Annotated in this window: 18 protein-coding genes and 1 tRNA gene; 3 read left to right on the top strand and 16 right to left on the bottom strand. The window is 43.9% G+C overall.

Features of this window, described 5'->3' with window-relative positions:
• Window positions 1-22: 22 nt before the first annotated feature.
• A complete protein-coding gene (locus LC1Nh_RS04600) occupies window positions 23-1,009 on the top strand; it encodes an mRNA surveillance protein pelota (RefSeq protein ID WP_217907020.1) in 987 nt (328 codons plus the stop codon).
• A gap of 2 nt (window positions 1,010-1,011) precedes the next feature.
• Here the strand turns inward: LC1Nh_RS04600 and LC1Nh_RS04595 are convergent, their stop codons facing one another.
• Window positions 1,012-2,148, bottom strand: a complete 1,137-nt coding sequence (locus LC1Nh_RS04595; protein WP_153550532.1) for a S1C family serine protease — start codon at window positions 2,146-2,148, stop codon at window positions 1,012-1,014.
• Window positions 2,149-2,218: 70 nt separating this feature from the next.
• Here LC1Nh_RS04595 and LC1Nh_RS04590 point away from each other — a divergent pair, with 70 nt between their 5' ends.
• Complete coding sequence (locus tag LC1Nh_RS04590) at window positions 2,219-2,578, top strand: hypothetical protein (RefSeq protein ID WP_153550531.1); 360 nt, start codon at window positions 2,219-2,221, stop codon at window positions 2,576-2,578.
• Window positions 2,579-2,738: 160 nt separating this feature from the next.
• Here the strand turns inward: LC1Nh_RS04590 and LC1Nh_RS04585 are convergent.
• The 5 genes from LC1Nh_RS04585 to LC1Nh_RS04565 form a co-directional block, all read right to left on the bottom strand.
• A tRNA-Ser gene (locus LC1Nh_RS04585) sits at window positions 2,739-2,828 on the bottom strand.
• Window positions 2,829-2,996: 168 nt separating this feature from the next.
• Window positions 2,997-3,305 carry a 30S ribosomal protein S10 gene (gene rpsJ / locus LC1Nh_RS04580; RefSeq protein WP_153550530.1) on the bottom strand — a complete coding sequence of 103 codons (309 nt, stop codon included), beginning with the start codon at window positions 3,303-3,305 and terminating at the stop codon, window positions 2,997-2,999.
• A 41-nt stretch (window positions 3,306-3,346) separates the two neighbouring features.
• On the bottom strand, window positions 3,347-4,048 hold the full coding sequence (locus LC1Nh_RS04575; protein WP_153550529.1) for a hypothetical protein: 702 nt from the start codon (window positions 4,046-4,048) through the stop codon (window positions 3,347-3,349).
• A gap of 94 nt (window positions 4,049-4,142) precedes the next feature.
• Window positions 4,143-5,426, bottom strand: a complete 1,284-nt coding sequence (gene tuf / locus LC1Nh_RS04570) for a translation elongation factor EF-1 subunit alpha (protein ID WP_153550528.1) — start codon at window positions 5,424-5,426, stop codon at window positions 4,143-4,145.
• A gap of 84 nt (window positions 5,427-5,510) precedes the next feature.
• On the bottom strand, window positions 5,511-5,972 hold the full coding sequence (locus tag LC1Nh_RS04565) for a hypothetical protein (protein ID WP_153550527.1): 462 nt from the start codon (window positions 5,970-5,972) through the stop codon (window positions 5,511-5,513).
• Window positions 5,973-6,064: 92 nt separating this feature from the next.
• Between LC1Nh_RS04565 and LC1Nh_RS04560 the strand changes: the two genes are divergently transcribed.
• Window positions 6,065-6,280: a type II toxin-antitoxin system ParD family antitoxin gene (locus LC1Nh_RS04560; protein WP_153550526.1), complete on the top strand. Its 216-nt coding sequence runs from the start codon at window positions 6,065-6,067 to the stop codon at window positions 6,278-6,280.
• 23 nt (window positions 6,281-6,303) lie between these two features.
• Here LC1Nh_RS04560 and LC1Nh_RS04555 read toward each other — a convergent pair whose 3' ends face one another.
• From LC1Nh_RS04555 to LC1Nh_RS04510, 10 genes are all read right to left on the bottom strand, one after another.
• The gene (locus LC1Nh_RS04555) at window positions 6,304-6,447 is read right to left on the bottom strand and encodes a hypothetical protein (protein WP_153550525.1); all 144 of its coding nucleotides are present in this window, start codon (window positions 6,445-6,447) and stop codon (window positions 6,304-6,306) included.
• Between the two features lie 10 nt (window positions 6,448-6,457).
• The gene (locus tag LC1Nh_RS04550; protein WP_153550524.1) at window positions 6,458-6,847 is read right to left on the bottom strand and encodes a PIN domain-containing protein; all 390 of its coding nucleotides are present in this window, start codon (window positions 6,845-6,847) and stop codon (window positions 6,458-6,460) included.
• Entirely contained in the window at window positions 6,844-7,083 is a 240-nt protein-coding gene (locus LC1Nh_RS04545; RefSeq protein WP_153550523.1) for an antitoxin VapB family protein, read from the bottom strand. Before LC1Nh_RS04545 ends, LC1Nh_RS04550 begins: the two co-directional genes overlap by 4 nt.
• Before the next feature lie 113 nt (window positions 7,084-7,196).
• Complete coding sequence (locus tag LC1Nh_RS04540; RefSeq protein ID WP_153550522.1) at window positions 7,197-9,383, bottom strand: elongation factor EF-2; 2,187 nt, start codon at window positions 9,381-9,383, stop codon at window positions 7,197-7,199.
• A gap of 80 nt (window positions 9,384-9,463) precedes the next feature.
• Window positions 9,464-9,772: a hypothetical protein gene (locus LC1Nh_RS04535; RefSeq protein ID WP_153550521.1), complete on the bottom strand. Its 309-nt coding sequence runs from the start codon at window positions 9,770-9,772 to the stop codon at window positions 9,464-9,466.
• 40 nt (window positions 9,773-9,812) lie between these two features.
• Window positions 9,813-10,439: an uS7 family ribosomal protein gene (locus LC1Nh_RS04530; protein WP_153550520.1), complete on the bottom strand. Its 627-nt coding sequence runs from the start codon at window positions 10,437-10,439 to the stop codon at window positions 9,813-9,815.
• A 7-nt stretch (window positions 10,440-10,446) separates the two neighbouring features.
• The gene (locus LC1Nh_RS04525) at window positions 10,447-10,869 is read right to left on the bottom strand and encodes a 30S ribosomal protein S12 (protein ID WP_153550519.1); all 423 of its coding nucleotides are present in this window, start codon (window positions 10,867-10,869) and stop codon (window positions 10,447-10,449) included.
• Window positions 10,870-10,915: 46 nt separating this feature from the next.
• Complete coding sequence (locus LC1Nh_RS04520) at window positions 10,916-12,493, bottom strand: ABC1 kinase family protein (RefSeq protein ID WP_217907019.1); 1,578 nt, start codon at window positions 12,491-12,493, stop codon at window positions 10,916-10,918.
• 53 nt (window positions 12,494-12,546) lie between these two features.
• Window positions 12,547-12,969, bottom strand: a complete 423-nt coding sequence (locus LC1Nh_RS04515; protein ID WP_153550517.1) for a NusA-like transcription termination signal-binding factor — start codon at window positions 12,967-12,969, stop codon at window positions 12,547-12,549.
• 79 nt (window positions 12,970-13,048) lie between these two features.
• On the bottom strand, window positions 13,049-14,164 hold the full coding sequence (locus LC1Nh_RS04510; protein ID WP_153550516.1) for a DNA-directed RNA polymerase subunit A'': 1,116 nt from the start codon (window positions 14,162-14,164) through the stop codon (window positions 13,049-13,051).
• Window positions 14,165-14,190: the final 26 nt, after the last annotated feature.

The following is a 14,190-nucleotide window of genomic DNA, read 5'->3' as shown; positions in this document are numbered from 1 at the left end:
TTACCCGTCCAATTCCAAGTGTATGAAGCTACTCAAAAAAGATAGAGAGGAAGGATTTGCCCAGGTTGAGGTTGAGAATCAGGATGATCTCTGGTTCCTGAAGGAGATAGTCCAGGAAGGTGACAGTGTCAGGATGAAGACGCAGAGAACCAAGCTCGACGGCAGAGAGAAGAAGACCTGCACCCTCACACTGAAGGTAGAGAAACTGGAGTACCAAGAGGACAGGTTGAGAGTTACTGGAGAGATCTCAGAAGGAGCAGAAGACATCGAACTAGGATACCACACATTCAACATCGAACCGGGAAAAAGATTCAAACTGTACAAAAACTTCACCGACGAAGAATGGGAAAACCTTCTGGAAGCTGAGCAGAAAGAACCTTACACAGTACTGTTCTGCCTGGTACAGAAAGGAGAAGCCGACTTCTACATAGTGGAAGAATCAGGAATCAAAGACCTATCCAAGATGGATCAAAACATCCCAGGAAAACTCTACGATGACCAAGACAGCGGAGCATCCTTCTTCCAAGAAGCCAAAAAATATATCGAGAGAACAGCCGAGAAAGTTGACAAAATAGTACTAGCGGGTCCAGGATTTTCTAAAGACCGTCTGGAAAACATGCTGAATGATCAAGTCAGTGAAAAAATCATGATGCAGGATACATCGGTAACAGGAAAGACAGGGCTTCACGAAGCAATTAAGCGTGGGGCTTTAGATAAGGTTGTTAAAGACTCCCGTATCTCAGATGAATCCGCCATAATGGAAGAATTCTTGGAAGAGCTGAGGAAGGATGGGCTAGCCTCTTATGGAGAGCCTGTCGAGGACTTGGTTGAGATGGGTGCTGTCGAAGAACTACTGGTTACGCCTAAAAAGAAGAGGGAGGACAAAAAACTGGTGGAAAAAGTAGAGCAGCAAGGTGGACAAGTGCAGGTAGTCCATACAGACCATGAAGCAGGGGAAAGACTGGAAAACTTTGGAGGCATAGCCGCTTTACTAAGATTCAAGCCATAAAATTAGTCTTCAGGTCTTGACTCAAGAGTTAGAGGAATATTCATCCGTTCACCGTTTCGAATAATAGTTAATTCAACTTCTTCATCTACTTCGGCATCCTGAGCCAGATAGTTCAGTATATCATCCAAGTCACGCATCTCCTCTCCGTCGATACCTACAACAACATCCCCGCCTACGACAAAGGTCCCTGTTTCAAGCCGAACTGTCTCTTTCCCGCCTTGGAGCCCTGCTTTGCTGGCAGGACTGTCTTTAGAGACGTTCATTACAAGGAAGCCTTTCGTAGAGTTTGTCTCCATTTCTTTGGCTAGGTCACGGTTCATGTTGGTGCCTGAAACACCTATCCATGGGTGTTCGGCATCACCATCGCTGATGATGTCAGGTGCTACTCTTTTTACAGTGCTAGCAGGTACTGCGAAGCCTATCCCTGAGAAGCTTCCAGTGTTGGTTTCTATAGCTGTGTTTACACCTATGACCTCTCCTTCTGTGTTGAGTAGTGGGCCTCCACTGTTTCCAGGATTGATCGATGCGTCTGTCTGTAGTACATCTCTTATACGAAACCCTTCAAGCCCTACCTGTTGAACTGGTAGACTTCTACCTTTTTGAGAGATTATGCCTGAGGTCATTGAACCTCTTAGTCCGAAAGGATTGCCGATCGCAACTACTTCCTGACCTACACGGACATCTGATACATTACCGAGTTTTAATGGCTGTAAATTATCTTTTTGAACTTTCAGAACTGCTAGATCGCTGTAAGGGTCTGTCCCTACTATGGTGGCTTCTCCGGTTGTTCCATCGGTAAAGCTGACTTCAACATTATCTGCGTCGTCTACTACGTGTTCATTGGTTATTATGTGTCCTCTGCGGCTGTAGACAAAGCCTGATCCTTGAGAAGACTCTTCGCCTTGTGCTGAAATATACACGACTGATTGATCTGCTTTCTCGAATATAGGTGCCAGGCTCTGGTCGCTGCCATTTACGTACACAATCTGTGTATCCGCATCGTTCTGATTCTCCAGATTTTCCTCTAAACTGTCTAACTGGCTGCTCATCTGGGTGTATACAAGCCCTGAGCCAAGGGCTCCTCCAGCAAAAATCGCAGCAACAATCAAAAATGAAACTCTATCGGCACTAATATCCATAGTAGTAGTTGAATCTTCGATTTTTTTAATCTTCGAAAATACTTAAGCCCTCAGCATCCAAATACTGAATGTGAAAAACAAAATCTTTCGACTCACCCCTCTTGGAAGAGCCGATGGACAGATAAGAGACTTCCTAGAAAACAAGCTGGAGGATCACCAGTTTGAACGGTACAACAAAGCACTGATGAAGTACAGAAACTTCAAACTGATCCAGCAGTTCATAAGAATACTATTCTACGCCTCCATAATAACCTCCGTAGCCGCCACATTCAACCTAAACCTATCCCTAATCAACCAGATAGCATCCTACCTAGGATTCACAGTAATACTCATAATCTACGGAATAGTAAACTACCTAACCATGATCTACAGAGAAGAATACCACGTACAAAGAGATATACTGATAGCTACAGCATCAGAAAACAGGTAAAACAAATAAGACGCCGGAGCTGGCTACGAAAATCTCAAGAAGATTTTCTAGACGCAACTTTGAGAGTTGCTTGAAACAATTTGATCTTACAAATTGTGGAACAGAAATTCTTTCAGAATTTCAAGACTTGAAAAATCCCAGCTCAGAAAGTAGTGGGAAACGCCGGAGCTGGGATTTGAACCCAGGAGAGGCGGGTATGCCTCACCGGTTCTCAAGACCGGCACAATTAGCCAGACTCTGTCACTCCGGCAAATCTCTCGATTTGCTGTGGGTCGAGAAAACTCTTTTGAGTTTTCGACCTCCGGCATAACTGGAAATCCAGTTAGCAGATTTGGATGGATTCTAAAGAACCATCTCTCGTAGAAAGTAATGACCTGTAGAATCTTTAAATGAGGAAAGGATAGAGTAAAGAAAAATTTTATTCCATTAGTTCGATTTCAATGTCTACGCCTTCTGGTACATGTACACGCATGACCTGTCGAAGTGCTCTTTCCGAGTCTTTGACATCAATAAGTCTCTTGTGAACATGCATCTCGTATCTTTCAATAGTGCTGCTTCCTTCTCCGTCAGGAGCTTTTCTGGTTGTGATGTTCATGTTCTTTGTAGGCAACGGTACTGGTCCTGAAATCTCGGCTTCGTACTCATCGCCAATCTCTACAATTTCTTCTGCCAGGTCATCAACTTTTTCCTGACTAGTGCTTCTAAGCTTTACACGCGCCTGCTGCATATCAAAACATACTGAAGTTAACTATTATAAATGGTGTTAGATTATTCTCGTTCTCTCTGAAGTTCCCTATCTATATCTCTAGTAGAGTCATTCAAGGTAGCATCGTAAAAGTTATCTTTATCCTCCTCTTCCTTTGGCATACTAGGGTTTTCAGGATCTATAAAATCATAGTATGGACTTTGTCCAATAATTGTGGTCTCATATTCCCTTTCTCCATCATATTCTATACGATCAGATATTGGAGCGCCGTCTAAGATTTCTTTTGGTAACACGCCTTCTTCTTGAGCGATTTCATTGGCTATTCTCTTTCTCTGTTCATAAGAAATATCAGGTCCAGCAGGATTGCAGTATTTTCCTCTTAAACCAATAGTGAGAAAAGGGTTGTCTCTTTTGTCTTCTACTCCTATGTTGACTTCTTCCGAGTTGTCTATTATTATATCTTTCTGAATTCTAGCCGTTTCATAGTCTAATATTTCGGTTTTTTCAGAATCAAAGTATTTGATGGCGAACTTATCTTGTTTATCGCCAGCTCGGCTCTGAGACAAAAGAGTTGTCAAGTTTTCAGAGCTATATCCAAATCTGCTCAATGTGTTGAGCAGTCTGTAAAGTCTAGGCTGAGCAGGAGGTTGTTCAATTTGGGAGATAGCCTCCTCCAATGTTTCTTCTATTCTATCTTCGGTAAAAAATTCTTTCGTCCAGTTGCTATCTGGCGAGGTTTGTTCTTCACCAAATAGATTAATCATATGTTATGTATTAGTAGTGACAATATTTAAATGCTGGGATAAGTGTAGAGAATGAGATAGTGAGATAAGTAAAGAAGGTAAGAGAGAAAGAAATTTATTCCTTCTCGTTGACTTCTAGTGCTTGTCCTGCACCGACTGTCTGTCCCATGTCTCTGATAGCGAATCGTGCCATCTGTGGGATGTCGTCGTTTTCTTCGATGACTAGTGGCTGCTGTGGTGTGATTGTTACCTTTGCTGCCTGACCCTGTTTGATGTAGTCTGGGTCTTCTTCGAGTGTCTCTCCTGTCTTTGGATTCATTGTCTCGTGAAGATCTGTGAATGTACAGCTGACTTGTGCTGTGTTAACGTGGAATACTGGTGTGTATCCTTCGCTGATGACATTCGGGTGGTTTAGGACGATGACTTGTGCCTTGAATGAATCTACGACTGTTGGTGGGTTGTCTGCTGGTCCTGCGACATCTCCTTTCTTGATGTCGTCTTCTCCGACTCCTCTTGTGTTCCATCCGATGTTGTCGCCAGGTTCTGCACTTTCTACTTCTTCGTGGTGCATTTCGATTGTCTTGACTTCTCCACCGATGTTTCGGTTGAGTCTGTCACTTGCTGGCTGGAAGACGATGTCGTCTCCCTGTGAAAGGTCTCCTGTCTCTACTCTTCCGACGGATACTGCTCCGATACCGGAGATTGTGTATACATCTTGGACAGGGATTCTTGTTGATAGTTCGATTGCCTTTTCAGGTTCTTCGAAGTCGTCTAGTGCGTCGACTAGTGTTGGACCACTGTACCAGTCCATTTCGTTGTTTTCTACTACTCCTTCTCCGTCAAATGCGGAGATAGGTACGAAGTCGATGTCACTTGTGTCGTATCCGACCTGCTGGATCATTTCGGAAACTTCGTCTTTGATGTCGTTGTAACCGTCTTCTCCGTAGTCAGCAAGGTCCATCTTGTTGACTGCGACTGCTAGCTGGTCGATTCCCAGTGTCTTTGCAAGGTATGCGTGTTCCTTGGTCTGTGGCTGGATTCCGTCGTCTGCAGCTACTACGAGTACTGCTGCGTCTGCCTGGGAAGCTCCTGTTATCATGTTTTTGATGAAGTCACGGTGCCCTGGAGCGTCGATGATTGTGAAGTGGTAGTTGTCAGAATCGAATTCCTGGTGAGCCAGGTCGATTGTAACTCCTCTTTCACGCTCTTCTTCAAGGCTGTCCATTGCGAATGCGAAGTTGAAGCTTTCTTTTCCTGCTTCTTCAGCAGCCTCCTCAAGCTTGCGCATCTCTTCTTCTGGAAGGTTTTCAGTATCCCACAGAACTCTACCGATTGTAGTAGACTTTCCGTGGTCAACGTGTCCGATAAATACGAGATTAATGTGTGGTTTGTCTGCCATAATTAAGGTTTCACCTATAGCGTATAATAACCGATAACCCGCTAAAACTTTAAAAAGGACCGGTGGTTGAGATTGTAAAGTTTCTTATTCTGGGTCTGACCTTCTTTCTCCTAATTCCTGTGAGGAAGGTATTTCTGGATAAGCGTCGTCTATTCTTGATCTGTAAGAGTCATCTTCATTTTCTAATGCTGCTTCTATGTACTCGTCCTTTGTATCATAGCACTCAAGTACTCTGTCTATCGAATCTTCGGTAAGTTCGTGGTCTTTATCCTCTGCTACAGCTCTAGTTCTTGAAAGTAAGGCTTCTGGATTTTCTCCAGGAAAGTCTTGTCCTTGATGAATCTCTTTTGCAAAATAGTGGGATACTTCATCGTTTTCCACATAGATAGGGTCTACATCTTGTTCATTACTTCCTTGGCTGGTTGATGGTCGTGCCGTATTTATATCTTGAGCAGTTTCTTCAGATCTCATGAATCCTTCTGTAAGGAGTTCATCTTCTGTTTTTGTTGAACCGAGATAGGGTATTTTATCTCTCCAATTGAACATACATTAATTTGTCACTTTTTAGTTATAAAAGTTTGTGTTTTTGGTCTTGTCTGGTGGAAACTTTCTTTAGTTTTCAATAATAGTTATTGGTTATGGCTGTAAGTACTGAACTGCCTGAGGAGCTTGAACGTTTTGTTGAGGAAGAGGTTGAGCGTGGGCGTTATAACTCGAAGTCTGAGCTTTTGCGTGATGCCTTGCGTTTGAAGATGGTTGAAAGAGAGTTTGATACAAGAGGTATCGAGGGCAGAATTGGAGAAAAGTTGGAAGATGTTTTGAAGGATGTTAATGTTGAGGATGCTGAATCTTAGAGTAAAGTAGAAGAGTAAAAAAATTATTCTTGGTCTATGTATCTGTTCGCTTCGATTGAGACGTGTATCATCTCTTCTGCTATCTTTCTGTCTCGCTCTGCTGTGGCTTTGTAGCCTTCCTTTAGCCGCTCTTCCAGGTTTTCTTCATCTGTCTCCTCTAAGTTCATAGACTATGCTCTATTTTATGGGTTCTATCTCCAGGTTTTCTATTCTTTCGAAGTGTTTCGTGTTTGTGGTTACTACTGGGTCCTGTTCGAGCAGTGCTGTGGCGGCTATTATGCAGTCCTCTCTGTCGATTCTTTCTCCTTTATTGGCAAGGTTTCCGGATATCTCCCCTGCCTTCTTCATCACTTTTCTGTCCGCCTGGATAATGTTCTTGGAGTTAAGTACGTTCAGCACCTGCTTTCTCTCTTTTTCCGGCTTACTGGATCTAGCAACTCCTTCGTGAAGTTCCAGAACCGTAACTGAGGATATCTTCTCCGGTTCGCCTTTTAGATTCTTTAATTTGTTAATTGCTGCCTTGTTGCCGTCCAGAAGTTCTATAATGAATGAGGTGTCCTGGATCACTCTTCATCACTTAGCTTCTCCGCTATCCTGTCGCTTCTACCTCTTGATCTCTGTCTACCTTCTTCTACAGCTTCTCTAATTTCCTCTGTCTCGTTTTCCCAGATGCCAGCTACTTCCAGCCAGGACTTTTCACTCGTCACATTCTTAACTACGTCCGAAAAGCTTTCTCCTTCACTCTTCAGTTTCTTCAACCTGCTGTAAGCCTCGTCATCAAGGGAGATATTTCTAGTCGCCATACATACACACTATGTGTGTAGATTGAAATAAGTTGGGTAGTTTGGATCGATTTGCAACATTGTAGTCTGAATAGAATGTAGAATTGAAAATGAAAAAATGAGGGAGGAAAATGTTATTCCTCTAGGCTTGGCATTTCCTGCTTCATGCCTTTTCTTTCTCTGATGTCCATGATCTTTTCTTCTTGTAGGTTCATTGGCATTGCTTCGAAGATCATGTCTTTGGCTGAGAAGAAGCCTTTTCCGTTGGTTGCTCCTTTGAGTGCGGCTTCGAATCCGAACATTTCTTCTACTGGGAGTTTACATTTGAGGATTGTGGAGTCTCCTTCTTCTTCCATGTTGAGTACATCTCCTCTACGGTTGCTGACTTCTGTCATTGCGTCTCCCATGACTGTGGTTGGTACATCGATTCGCAGGATTCTTACCGGTTCGATCATTCTTGGTGTGCTTTGTAGGAATCCTCTTGTCATTGCGTCTCTGGTACATGGAACCATCTGTGAAGGTCCTCTGTGGATTGCGTCTTCGTGCAGGCTTGCGTCGTGAAGCTTGACTTTGAGTCCGATTACTGGTTCTCCTGCCATCGGTCCTTCGTCGCAGAATTCGTGGAAAGCATCAACTAGGTATTCTTGGATTTCTCTCAGGTTCTTGATACCTCTGGATGCGTTGATGAACAGGTTCTCTTCGTATGCGTCCATGATGTTGTCTGCTTCGTCCTGGTCTAGCCCTGCGTCTACTAGTGCGTCTCTTACTTCTGTTTCGTCGTCTGCCTGTGCTTTGAGTTCTGCGTAGTCTTCTTTGAGGAATTTACGGACTTCTTCGTCGATTGGTTCGACGCTGATTTCTAGTTCGTTGTGCCGGTTTGGTGATTTACCTGACACTGGTTCGCTTTCATCTTCGATACCTTCTCTGAAGACAACGATTGGTTCGGAGACATTGATGTCGATTCCTTTTTCTTCAAGGTGTCTTTCGATCTTGGCTTCGATGTGGAGTTCTCCGAGTCCCGATACGAGTGTTTCTCCTGTGTCTTCGTCGATGTCAACCTTGATTGTATTGTCTTCTTTCGCTCTCTTCCTGAGTGTTTCGATCAGTTTTGGAAGATCACTTGTTCTCTTTGGTTCAATTGACTTTGTGACAACAGGTTCGAATACATGTTCGATTTGCTCGAATGGCTGGATTTCTTCGTCTCCGTCTAGAACGAATGTTTCTCCTGTTGAGAAGTCTGGTCCTGTGATTGCTGCGATGTTTCCACATGGTACGGAGTCTACTGTAAGTTTTCTTGGACCTGAGTAGATTCCGACCTGCTGCGCTCTCTCTGTCTTCTGACTTCCGATCCCGTACAGTTCGTCTCCTTCGTGGACTGTTCCGGAGAAAAGTCTTGCTGTTGCTATTGTTCCTGCGTGTTCGTCGTCTTCGACGTTTGTGACGACTCCGACCGTTCTTCCATCTTGGTCGTGCTCCATCATGTCCTGACCAACTTCGCTGTTGACATCGCCAGGCCATACCTTTGGAATCCTCCATGCTGCGGATTCTCGTGGGTTTGTCAGATGTTTTACTACCATGTCGAGTACTACTTCTTCGATCGGTACATCTTCTCTGAGTCCTTCGTGGTCTCCTTCGTTGACACGGTCGATTAGGTCTCCGAAGTTGATTCCTGTTTCCTGCATGTAAGGCATGGAGATTGCCCAGTTCATGAGTGCGGATCCAAATGCGACTGTTCCGTCTTCTACACTCATCTTCCATTCTTCAGCTGTTTCTTCATCAGCGTACTTTCTGAGTGCTGCATTGACTCCTCTAATGATTTCTTTGAATCTTTCCTGCATCTCTTCAGGAGTTAGCTGCATCTCTTCGATTAGTCTATCAATCTTGTTGATGAATAGGACTGGCTTGACGCCTTCTTTCAGTGCCTGTTCCATGACTGTCTCTGTCTGAGGCATTACGCCGTCAACTGCGTCTACAAGGACTACTACTCCGTCGACTGCACGCATTGCTCTTGTAACATCTCCTCCGAAGTCAACGTGGCCTGGAGTGTCGATAAGGTTGATCAGGTAGTCGTCGTCGTTCCATTCGTGGACCATTGAAATGTTTGCAGAGTAGATTGTGATTCCTCTTTCTGCTTCCTGGTCGTCAAAGTCCATGAAACGCTGGTCTCCAGCGAGTTTGTCCGAGATCATTCCTGCTCGGGCAAGAAGGTTGTCTGTTAGTGTTGTTTTTCCGTGGTCGATGTGTGCTGCGATTGCGATGTTCCTGATGTGTTCAGGATCTTCAATTACACTTTTTATTGCGTCAAGTTCTTTGTCAGACATTTTCGAAATTCACCAATTGGTTTATAACTAGAAATCCTCTTGCAAGATTTAAAAAAGGCTTTAGCCATAGGTCGTTTTCTTCAGAATATCAGCTTTGTTATGAGGTAAACAAGGCTTAATGGTAGTCCAACATAGAGAAAGTATCTGAAGTATGCTCTACTAGTGCTTGCCTCAATTTCGGAGTTACTGGTGTTCTCAAATTTAATTTCCCCCGAATTTTCCTTAATCTTCTCTGGCGCAGATTTAGGTATCATCCCGCGATATTCACATTCTCTGCAGAGCCATTGATCGCTTTTTGAGATGATTCCACCAATCATGTTTGTTCTACTGCTATCAGGCTCAACTTTCGTTGAACCACAGTTGGGGCAGAATCTAATCTCGGAACTCATTAAGTAGTAGAAAGGAATGAAGGAAATAAAAGAGCAGGTCTTATCGTGCGCCTTCTGCTTCTCTTTCTTTACGCTCTTTGGTTCTGACGGCTCTTATTTCGTTGTTGCCGTCTGCTGCACCGATTAGTTCGTTAGTCAAAGTCTCGACTGCGTCTTCGCTTTCTGCTAGTCGTTTTTCGTATGCTCCTTGGACGAGTAGTCTTAGCGCTACATCTACTCTTCTCTGAGGAGCCATGATGACTGCTTTTCTTGCTCGTGCTCCTCCTCTCTGGTAGGTAACTACTTCCTCTACGGGTGCAGAGTTCTCAATAGCATCTACGAGTACCTGGATTGGGTTCTCATCGGTCTGCTCGTAGATGTTGTCGAAGACTTCTTCGATTATATTCCAGAGTTTCTCACTTTTTCCGGTGTTTTTACCGGATGTGATGTAGTGTTTGTTTCCTCTGTGACCGGCTACATACATGTGAGTTAGCAGCCGCTCTGTGATTGGTACTTCTGCTTTGTAGAACTGTCTTTCAGTATGTCTTCCTTTGCTTCTCGGTGAGAGGATGTTTTCTAGGTTGATGTACCTTACTAGTCCGTCGTCGCCGATTTCTACTTCTTCTGCGTCGTATTTTCCGAATGTGAGTACTTTGTCTTCTACTTCTATTTTTGCTGGATTGCTCATTTTATGATCACCGTGTTGGTTTCTGCTGGTTTCCAGCAACTAGTTCTTTTAGGCTGACACCGTTTACTTTGATTACTTTGTATCGGACGGTTGGAATGTCTCCTTTTGGTCCGGAGTCTGCTCCACCGATTCCTTCAATCATTACTTCGTCGTGCTCGTCGATGTGATCGATTGCTCCGTCTCCTGGAACAAATGCTGTCAACTGTTTACCGTTTTTAAGAAGTTGTACACGCACACATTTACGCAGTGCGGAGTTAGGCTGTTTTGCCTCGATTATTCTTTTTTCTAGTACGATTCCTCGTCCCTGTGGTGATCCTTCTAGTGGATCTGCTTTTTCCTTCAGGTTGAGCATTCTTCGTTTATAGTCTTTGTCGCTCCAGCGGTAACTCTGCCGCTTTTTCCGCATTTTCCGTGCGTTGTACAATCCCATATCCCAACTAGATAACTTAAGTTTTTTATACCCGGTTAATCAATTCTCAGTTCCTTGCTGTTAGGTATGCCCCTAGTAGTAGTTCCGCTATTCCGGGGTAGAGTAGAAGTGGTTGGATAGTTGCTCCAGCTGTTATCAGAAGGGTGGAGGAGAGTATCAAGACTGCGGGGAGTAGATTTGTGCTTTCTTTTTTGATGCTTATTTCCTGTTTGCCTTGTTCGTTGCTGTTTTCTAGGTATGAGTTTATCTTGGACGGCAGTCTGCTTATCATGTCTTTGTTGTTTATGAGGTCGATAGCTAAGTCTTCGCCGATATCCTCGGGACTGTTTTCATCGTATAGTACTTCCTTTATGGTGTCTTCGTACTGGTCTGAAATCTTGAAGTCCGGGTAGATTGTTAGTCCGATTCCTTCTACAGTTACTAGGTTTTTGCCTAGGAGTGTTAGGCTTGAGGGCATGTAGATGCCGTGTTTACTTATTTCTACGAACAGGTTGAACATTTCCTGTGTTATGCTGTTCTGTTCCAGTGTCGTGTTTCTGACAGCCATTATCTTCTGGTTGACAGCTGCTTTCACGCTTTCCTTGTCATAATCGTCGGTGGTTCGTCCAATCTTCTCCAAACACTCTACCATTCCTTCTGCATCTTCTCGGATTAAGTATAGCAACATTATCCCTAGTGTTTCTCGTGTTTCTTGGTCAATTTGTCCCATCATGCCGAAATCAAGGTAGACCAGTTTTTCTTCCTTGGTTATCAGGAAGTTTGATGGGTGTGGGTCGGCGTGGAAGAATCCGTCCCGCATCGACTGTTTTATTCCGGCTTCGATAGCTGTCTCCGCGATTTCTTTAGCATCTATATCCCATTCATCCAATTTTTCCTCATCTGTGCATTTTACTCCGTCGATGTACTCAAGTACAATTACTTTCTCAGTGTTGAGTTCTGGATATGTCTTGGGTGCTGTTACTCCATCCATCTGTTCCATGTTGTTGCGGAATGTCTGGGCATTCACTGCTTCCTTCTTGAAATCCATTTCTTCTCTAGTCCAGTTAGAAAACTCCTTGGTAAAGTCATGTATATGCATGTCTGAGAGTCTTTTGGAGTGTTTCTCTGCTTTCCTGGCCAGATAGTCTATTATCTGTAGATCGGTTTCAACCTTGTCTTTTATTTCAGGTCTTCTGACTTTGATTACTACTTCTTCGCCGGAGTTTAGGGTGGCTTTGTAGACCTGTGCAATTGATGCTGAGGCGATAGGTTCTTCTTCGATGTTCTGGAATTTTTCTGTTCCTATTTCCTCTTCTATTATTCTGTGGGCTTTCTCATTGTTGAATTCTGGTGCATGGTCCTGAAGTTTGCTTAATTCTTCTGTGTATTTTCTTGGCAGTATGTCTGGTCTTTCTGCGAGGACCTGCCCAAACTTGATGAATGTGGTGCCTAACTCTTCCAGTGTTTCTCTGAGGGCTTCAGGTCCTGGTCTTGACTGTCTCCTAGCCTTCAAACGGTGAGAAAGAGGGAGGTGTTTGATTAGTTTGGTTTCTGTAAGAAGGTGTCCTGCTCCATTTCTAACTATTATCTGGAGTATCTCCTCGAATCTTTCGAGGTTCTGTAGTTCTTGTTTTGGATGTCTCACAGAAAGACTGTTTGAGATGCTGGAATAAGAATACTTGGAAGAAAATGTGTTGCTTACTTGACGGTTACTTCGTTGACATTGTGCGTCCTTTTCAGGATGTCTCTGATTGAGTCGATGTTTTCTCCGTCTCTTCCGACTAGTTGTCCTTTGTTGTCGTTTGAGACATTGATTTCGACTGTTTTACCGTCTTCTGTGTCTTGTATGTCTAGGCTTCTGATATCGACGCTTACTAGGTTGTTTACGAATGCTCCTAGGTTGTCTTTGTATTCAAATATCTTGACATTTTTGCCTAGTTGGTTCTGTACTTTTTTGACTACTTTTCCGCCTTTTCCGATTGCCATTCCTGCTTTTCCTTCTGGTACGATGAAGTATGCTTCATCTTCCTTCATCATGCAGTCTCTGGCTTCTACATCTGTGAGTGATTCGAACATGCTTAGTGTTCTAATCATTTCTGTGTCGTAGGTTGCTGTTGCCATTTATTTGATCACGCTAGTGTAAGAAAATCTGTGCTCTGTAATTGTTAAATTGTCCCTAGGTTTTATAAAGGGTTGGAGGTTATTGACCCTCCTCGCCAAATTTAGGTTTTAACTCGACATTGCCGGTACCCATTGGAACGGGCTGACCTGTGACAATGTTTTCGACCACTCCGTCAAGAGGATCTGTCTCGCCTCTAAGAGTTCCTTCACGCAAGTGCTTCTTCGTCTCTTCGAAGACAGCTCGTGCCAAGAGCGATTCCTTGTCGCCAACGATTCCGTAACGGGTTGTTCCTTCGAGTTCTCCGTCCTTGGTCATCATGTCTGCAAGAAGCATGATATGTCTATCATCGATACCAATTCCCTGCTTCTCCAGTGTAGCATTGGTCTCATCGATAATCTTTCTACGCAAGGCTTCGACCCCTAGAACTCTCTTAACCTCGAATAGGTGGTTGGATGTGGTTCTTGTGTCGTCCACTTCCTTCATCTTCAAAGTTTTTCTCAGTGCTGTGCCGGCTGTCTGAAGCTGCCAGTCACCGTCATCTTCGTTAATAACAACCTGTTCGATTCCCTTTAGTCCTTTGATTCTTGCTTCTTCTGTATCGTTCTTCAGATCCTTCAGGTCTCTTAGGTCGTAGTCATCTTCTGAAGAGGTCAAGATGATCTTGTTGCCTTCAATCCTGATCTTGGCTTTTCTGACATCTTCTTTGACTCTCTGCTTGACATCTTCCATGTCAACATCGTAGTCCTCAAGCAGATCCTCGTTGAGAACATATTCTACTTCCAGCTGCATGATGTCAAGTGTATCCTGTTTGACCAGATCCTCGAACTTGATCTCACGCAGTTTCCGTGCTACTTCCTTGGCACCTTCTTCATCGTTGAAGTCTTCAGCTAGGTAGACATCCATCGCCGGTGTCTTTGGCTCTCTTCTAGCGTCTACAATCTCGATAAGTCTTGGAAGTCCTGCGGTAAGGCTTACCTGTGCTCCTCCTGCTTCGTGGTATGTCTCCATCGTAAGCTGTGTAGCTGGCTCTGCAAGAGACTGTGCAGCGACGATTCCGATAGATTCACCGGGTTCGTATTGCATCTGTTCGTATCTTTCTTCGATTTTTTCTCTTGTCTCTCCTGTCAAGCCCAGTTTCCGGTACTTTGGAGGAAGTTCTTCTGTCCTGTCTTTCCAGTGTAGTTTTTCTGCCATTATTCCGAAACACCTCGTGTTTCTTG

The organism is Candidatus Nanohalobium constans, from assembly GCF_009617975.1.
Lineage (GTDB): Archaea > Nanohalarchaeota > Nanosalinia > Nanosalinales > Nanosalinaceae > Nanohalobium > Nanohalobium constans.
The sequence above is the reverse complement of the archived record's forward strand: the minus strand, read 5'-3'. Positions and strand labels throughout refer to the sequence as shown.

What these genes read in the sequence shown, in the direction of transcription:
- LC1Nh_RS04560 (WP_153550526.1), top strand. Translation starts at nt 6,065, where the DNA reads ATGGCTGTAAGTACTGAACTGCCTGAGGAGCTTGAACGTTTTGTTGAG.
- LC1Nh_RS04595 (WP_153550532.1), bottom strand. Translation starts at nt 2,148, where the DNA reads ATGGATATTAGTGCCGATAGAGTTTCATTTTTGATTGTTGCTGCGATT.
- LC1Nh_RS04515 (WP_153550517.1), bottom strand. Translation starts at nt 12,969, where the DNA reads ATGGCAACAGCAACCTACGACACAGAAATGATTAGAACACTAAGCATG.
- LC1Nh_RS04510 (WP_153550516.1), bottom strand. Translation starts at nt 14,164, where the DNA reads ATGGCAGAAAAACTACACTGGAAAGACAGGACAGAAGAACTTCCTCCA.
- LC1Nh_RS04565 (WP_153550527.1), bottom strand. Translation starts at nt 5,972, where the DNA reads ATGTTCAATTGGAGAGATAAAATACCCTATCTCGGTTCAACAAAAACA.
- LC1Nh_RS04540 (WP_153550522.1), bottom strand. Translation starts at nt 9,383, where the DNA reads ATGTCTGACAAAGAACTTGACGCAATAAAAAGTGTAATTGAAGATCCT.
- LC1Nh_RS04600 (WP_217907020.1), top strand. Translation starts at nt 23, where the DNA reads ATGAAGCTACTCAAAAAAGATAGAGAGGAAGGATTTGCCCAGGTTGAG.
- rpsJ (WP_153550530.1), bottom strand. Translation starts at nt 3,305, where the DNA reads ATGCAGCAGGCGCGTGTAAAGCTTAGAAGCACTAGTCAGGAAAAAGTT.
- LC1Nh_RS04575 (WP_153550529.1), bottom strand. Translation starts at nt 4,048, where the DNA reads ATGATTAATCTATTTGGTGAAGAACAAACCTCGCCAGATAGCAACTGG.
- LC1Nh_RS04525 (WP_153550519.1), bottom strand. Translation starts at nt 10,869, where the DNA reads ATGGGATTGTACAACGCACGGAAAATGCGGAAAAAGCGGCAGAGTTAC.
- LC1Nh_RS04535 (WP_153550521.1), bottom strand. Translation starts at nt 9,772, where the DNA reads ATGAGTTCCGAGATTAGATTCTGCCCCAACTGTGGTTCAACGAAAGTT.
- LC1Nh_RS04555 (WP_153550525.1), bottom strand. Translation starts at nt 6,447, where the DNA reads ATGAACTTAGAGGAGACAGATGAAGAAAACCTGGAAGAGCGGCTAAAG.
- LC1Nh_RS04530 (WP_153550520.1), bottom strand. Translation starts at nt 10,439, where the DNA reads ATGAGCAATCCAGCAAAAATAGAAGTAGAAGACAAAGTACTCACATTC.
- LC1Nh_RS04545 (WP_153550523.1), bottom strand. Translation starts at nt 7,083, where the DNA reads ATGGCGACTAGAAATATCTCCCTTGATGACGAGGCTTACAGCAGGTTG.
- tuf (WP_153550528.1), bottom strand. Translation starts at nt 5,426, where the DNA reads ATGGCAGACAAACCACACATTAATCTCGTATTTATCGGACACGTTGAC.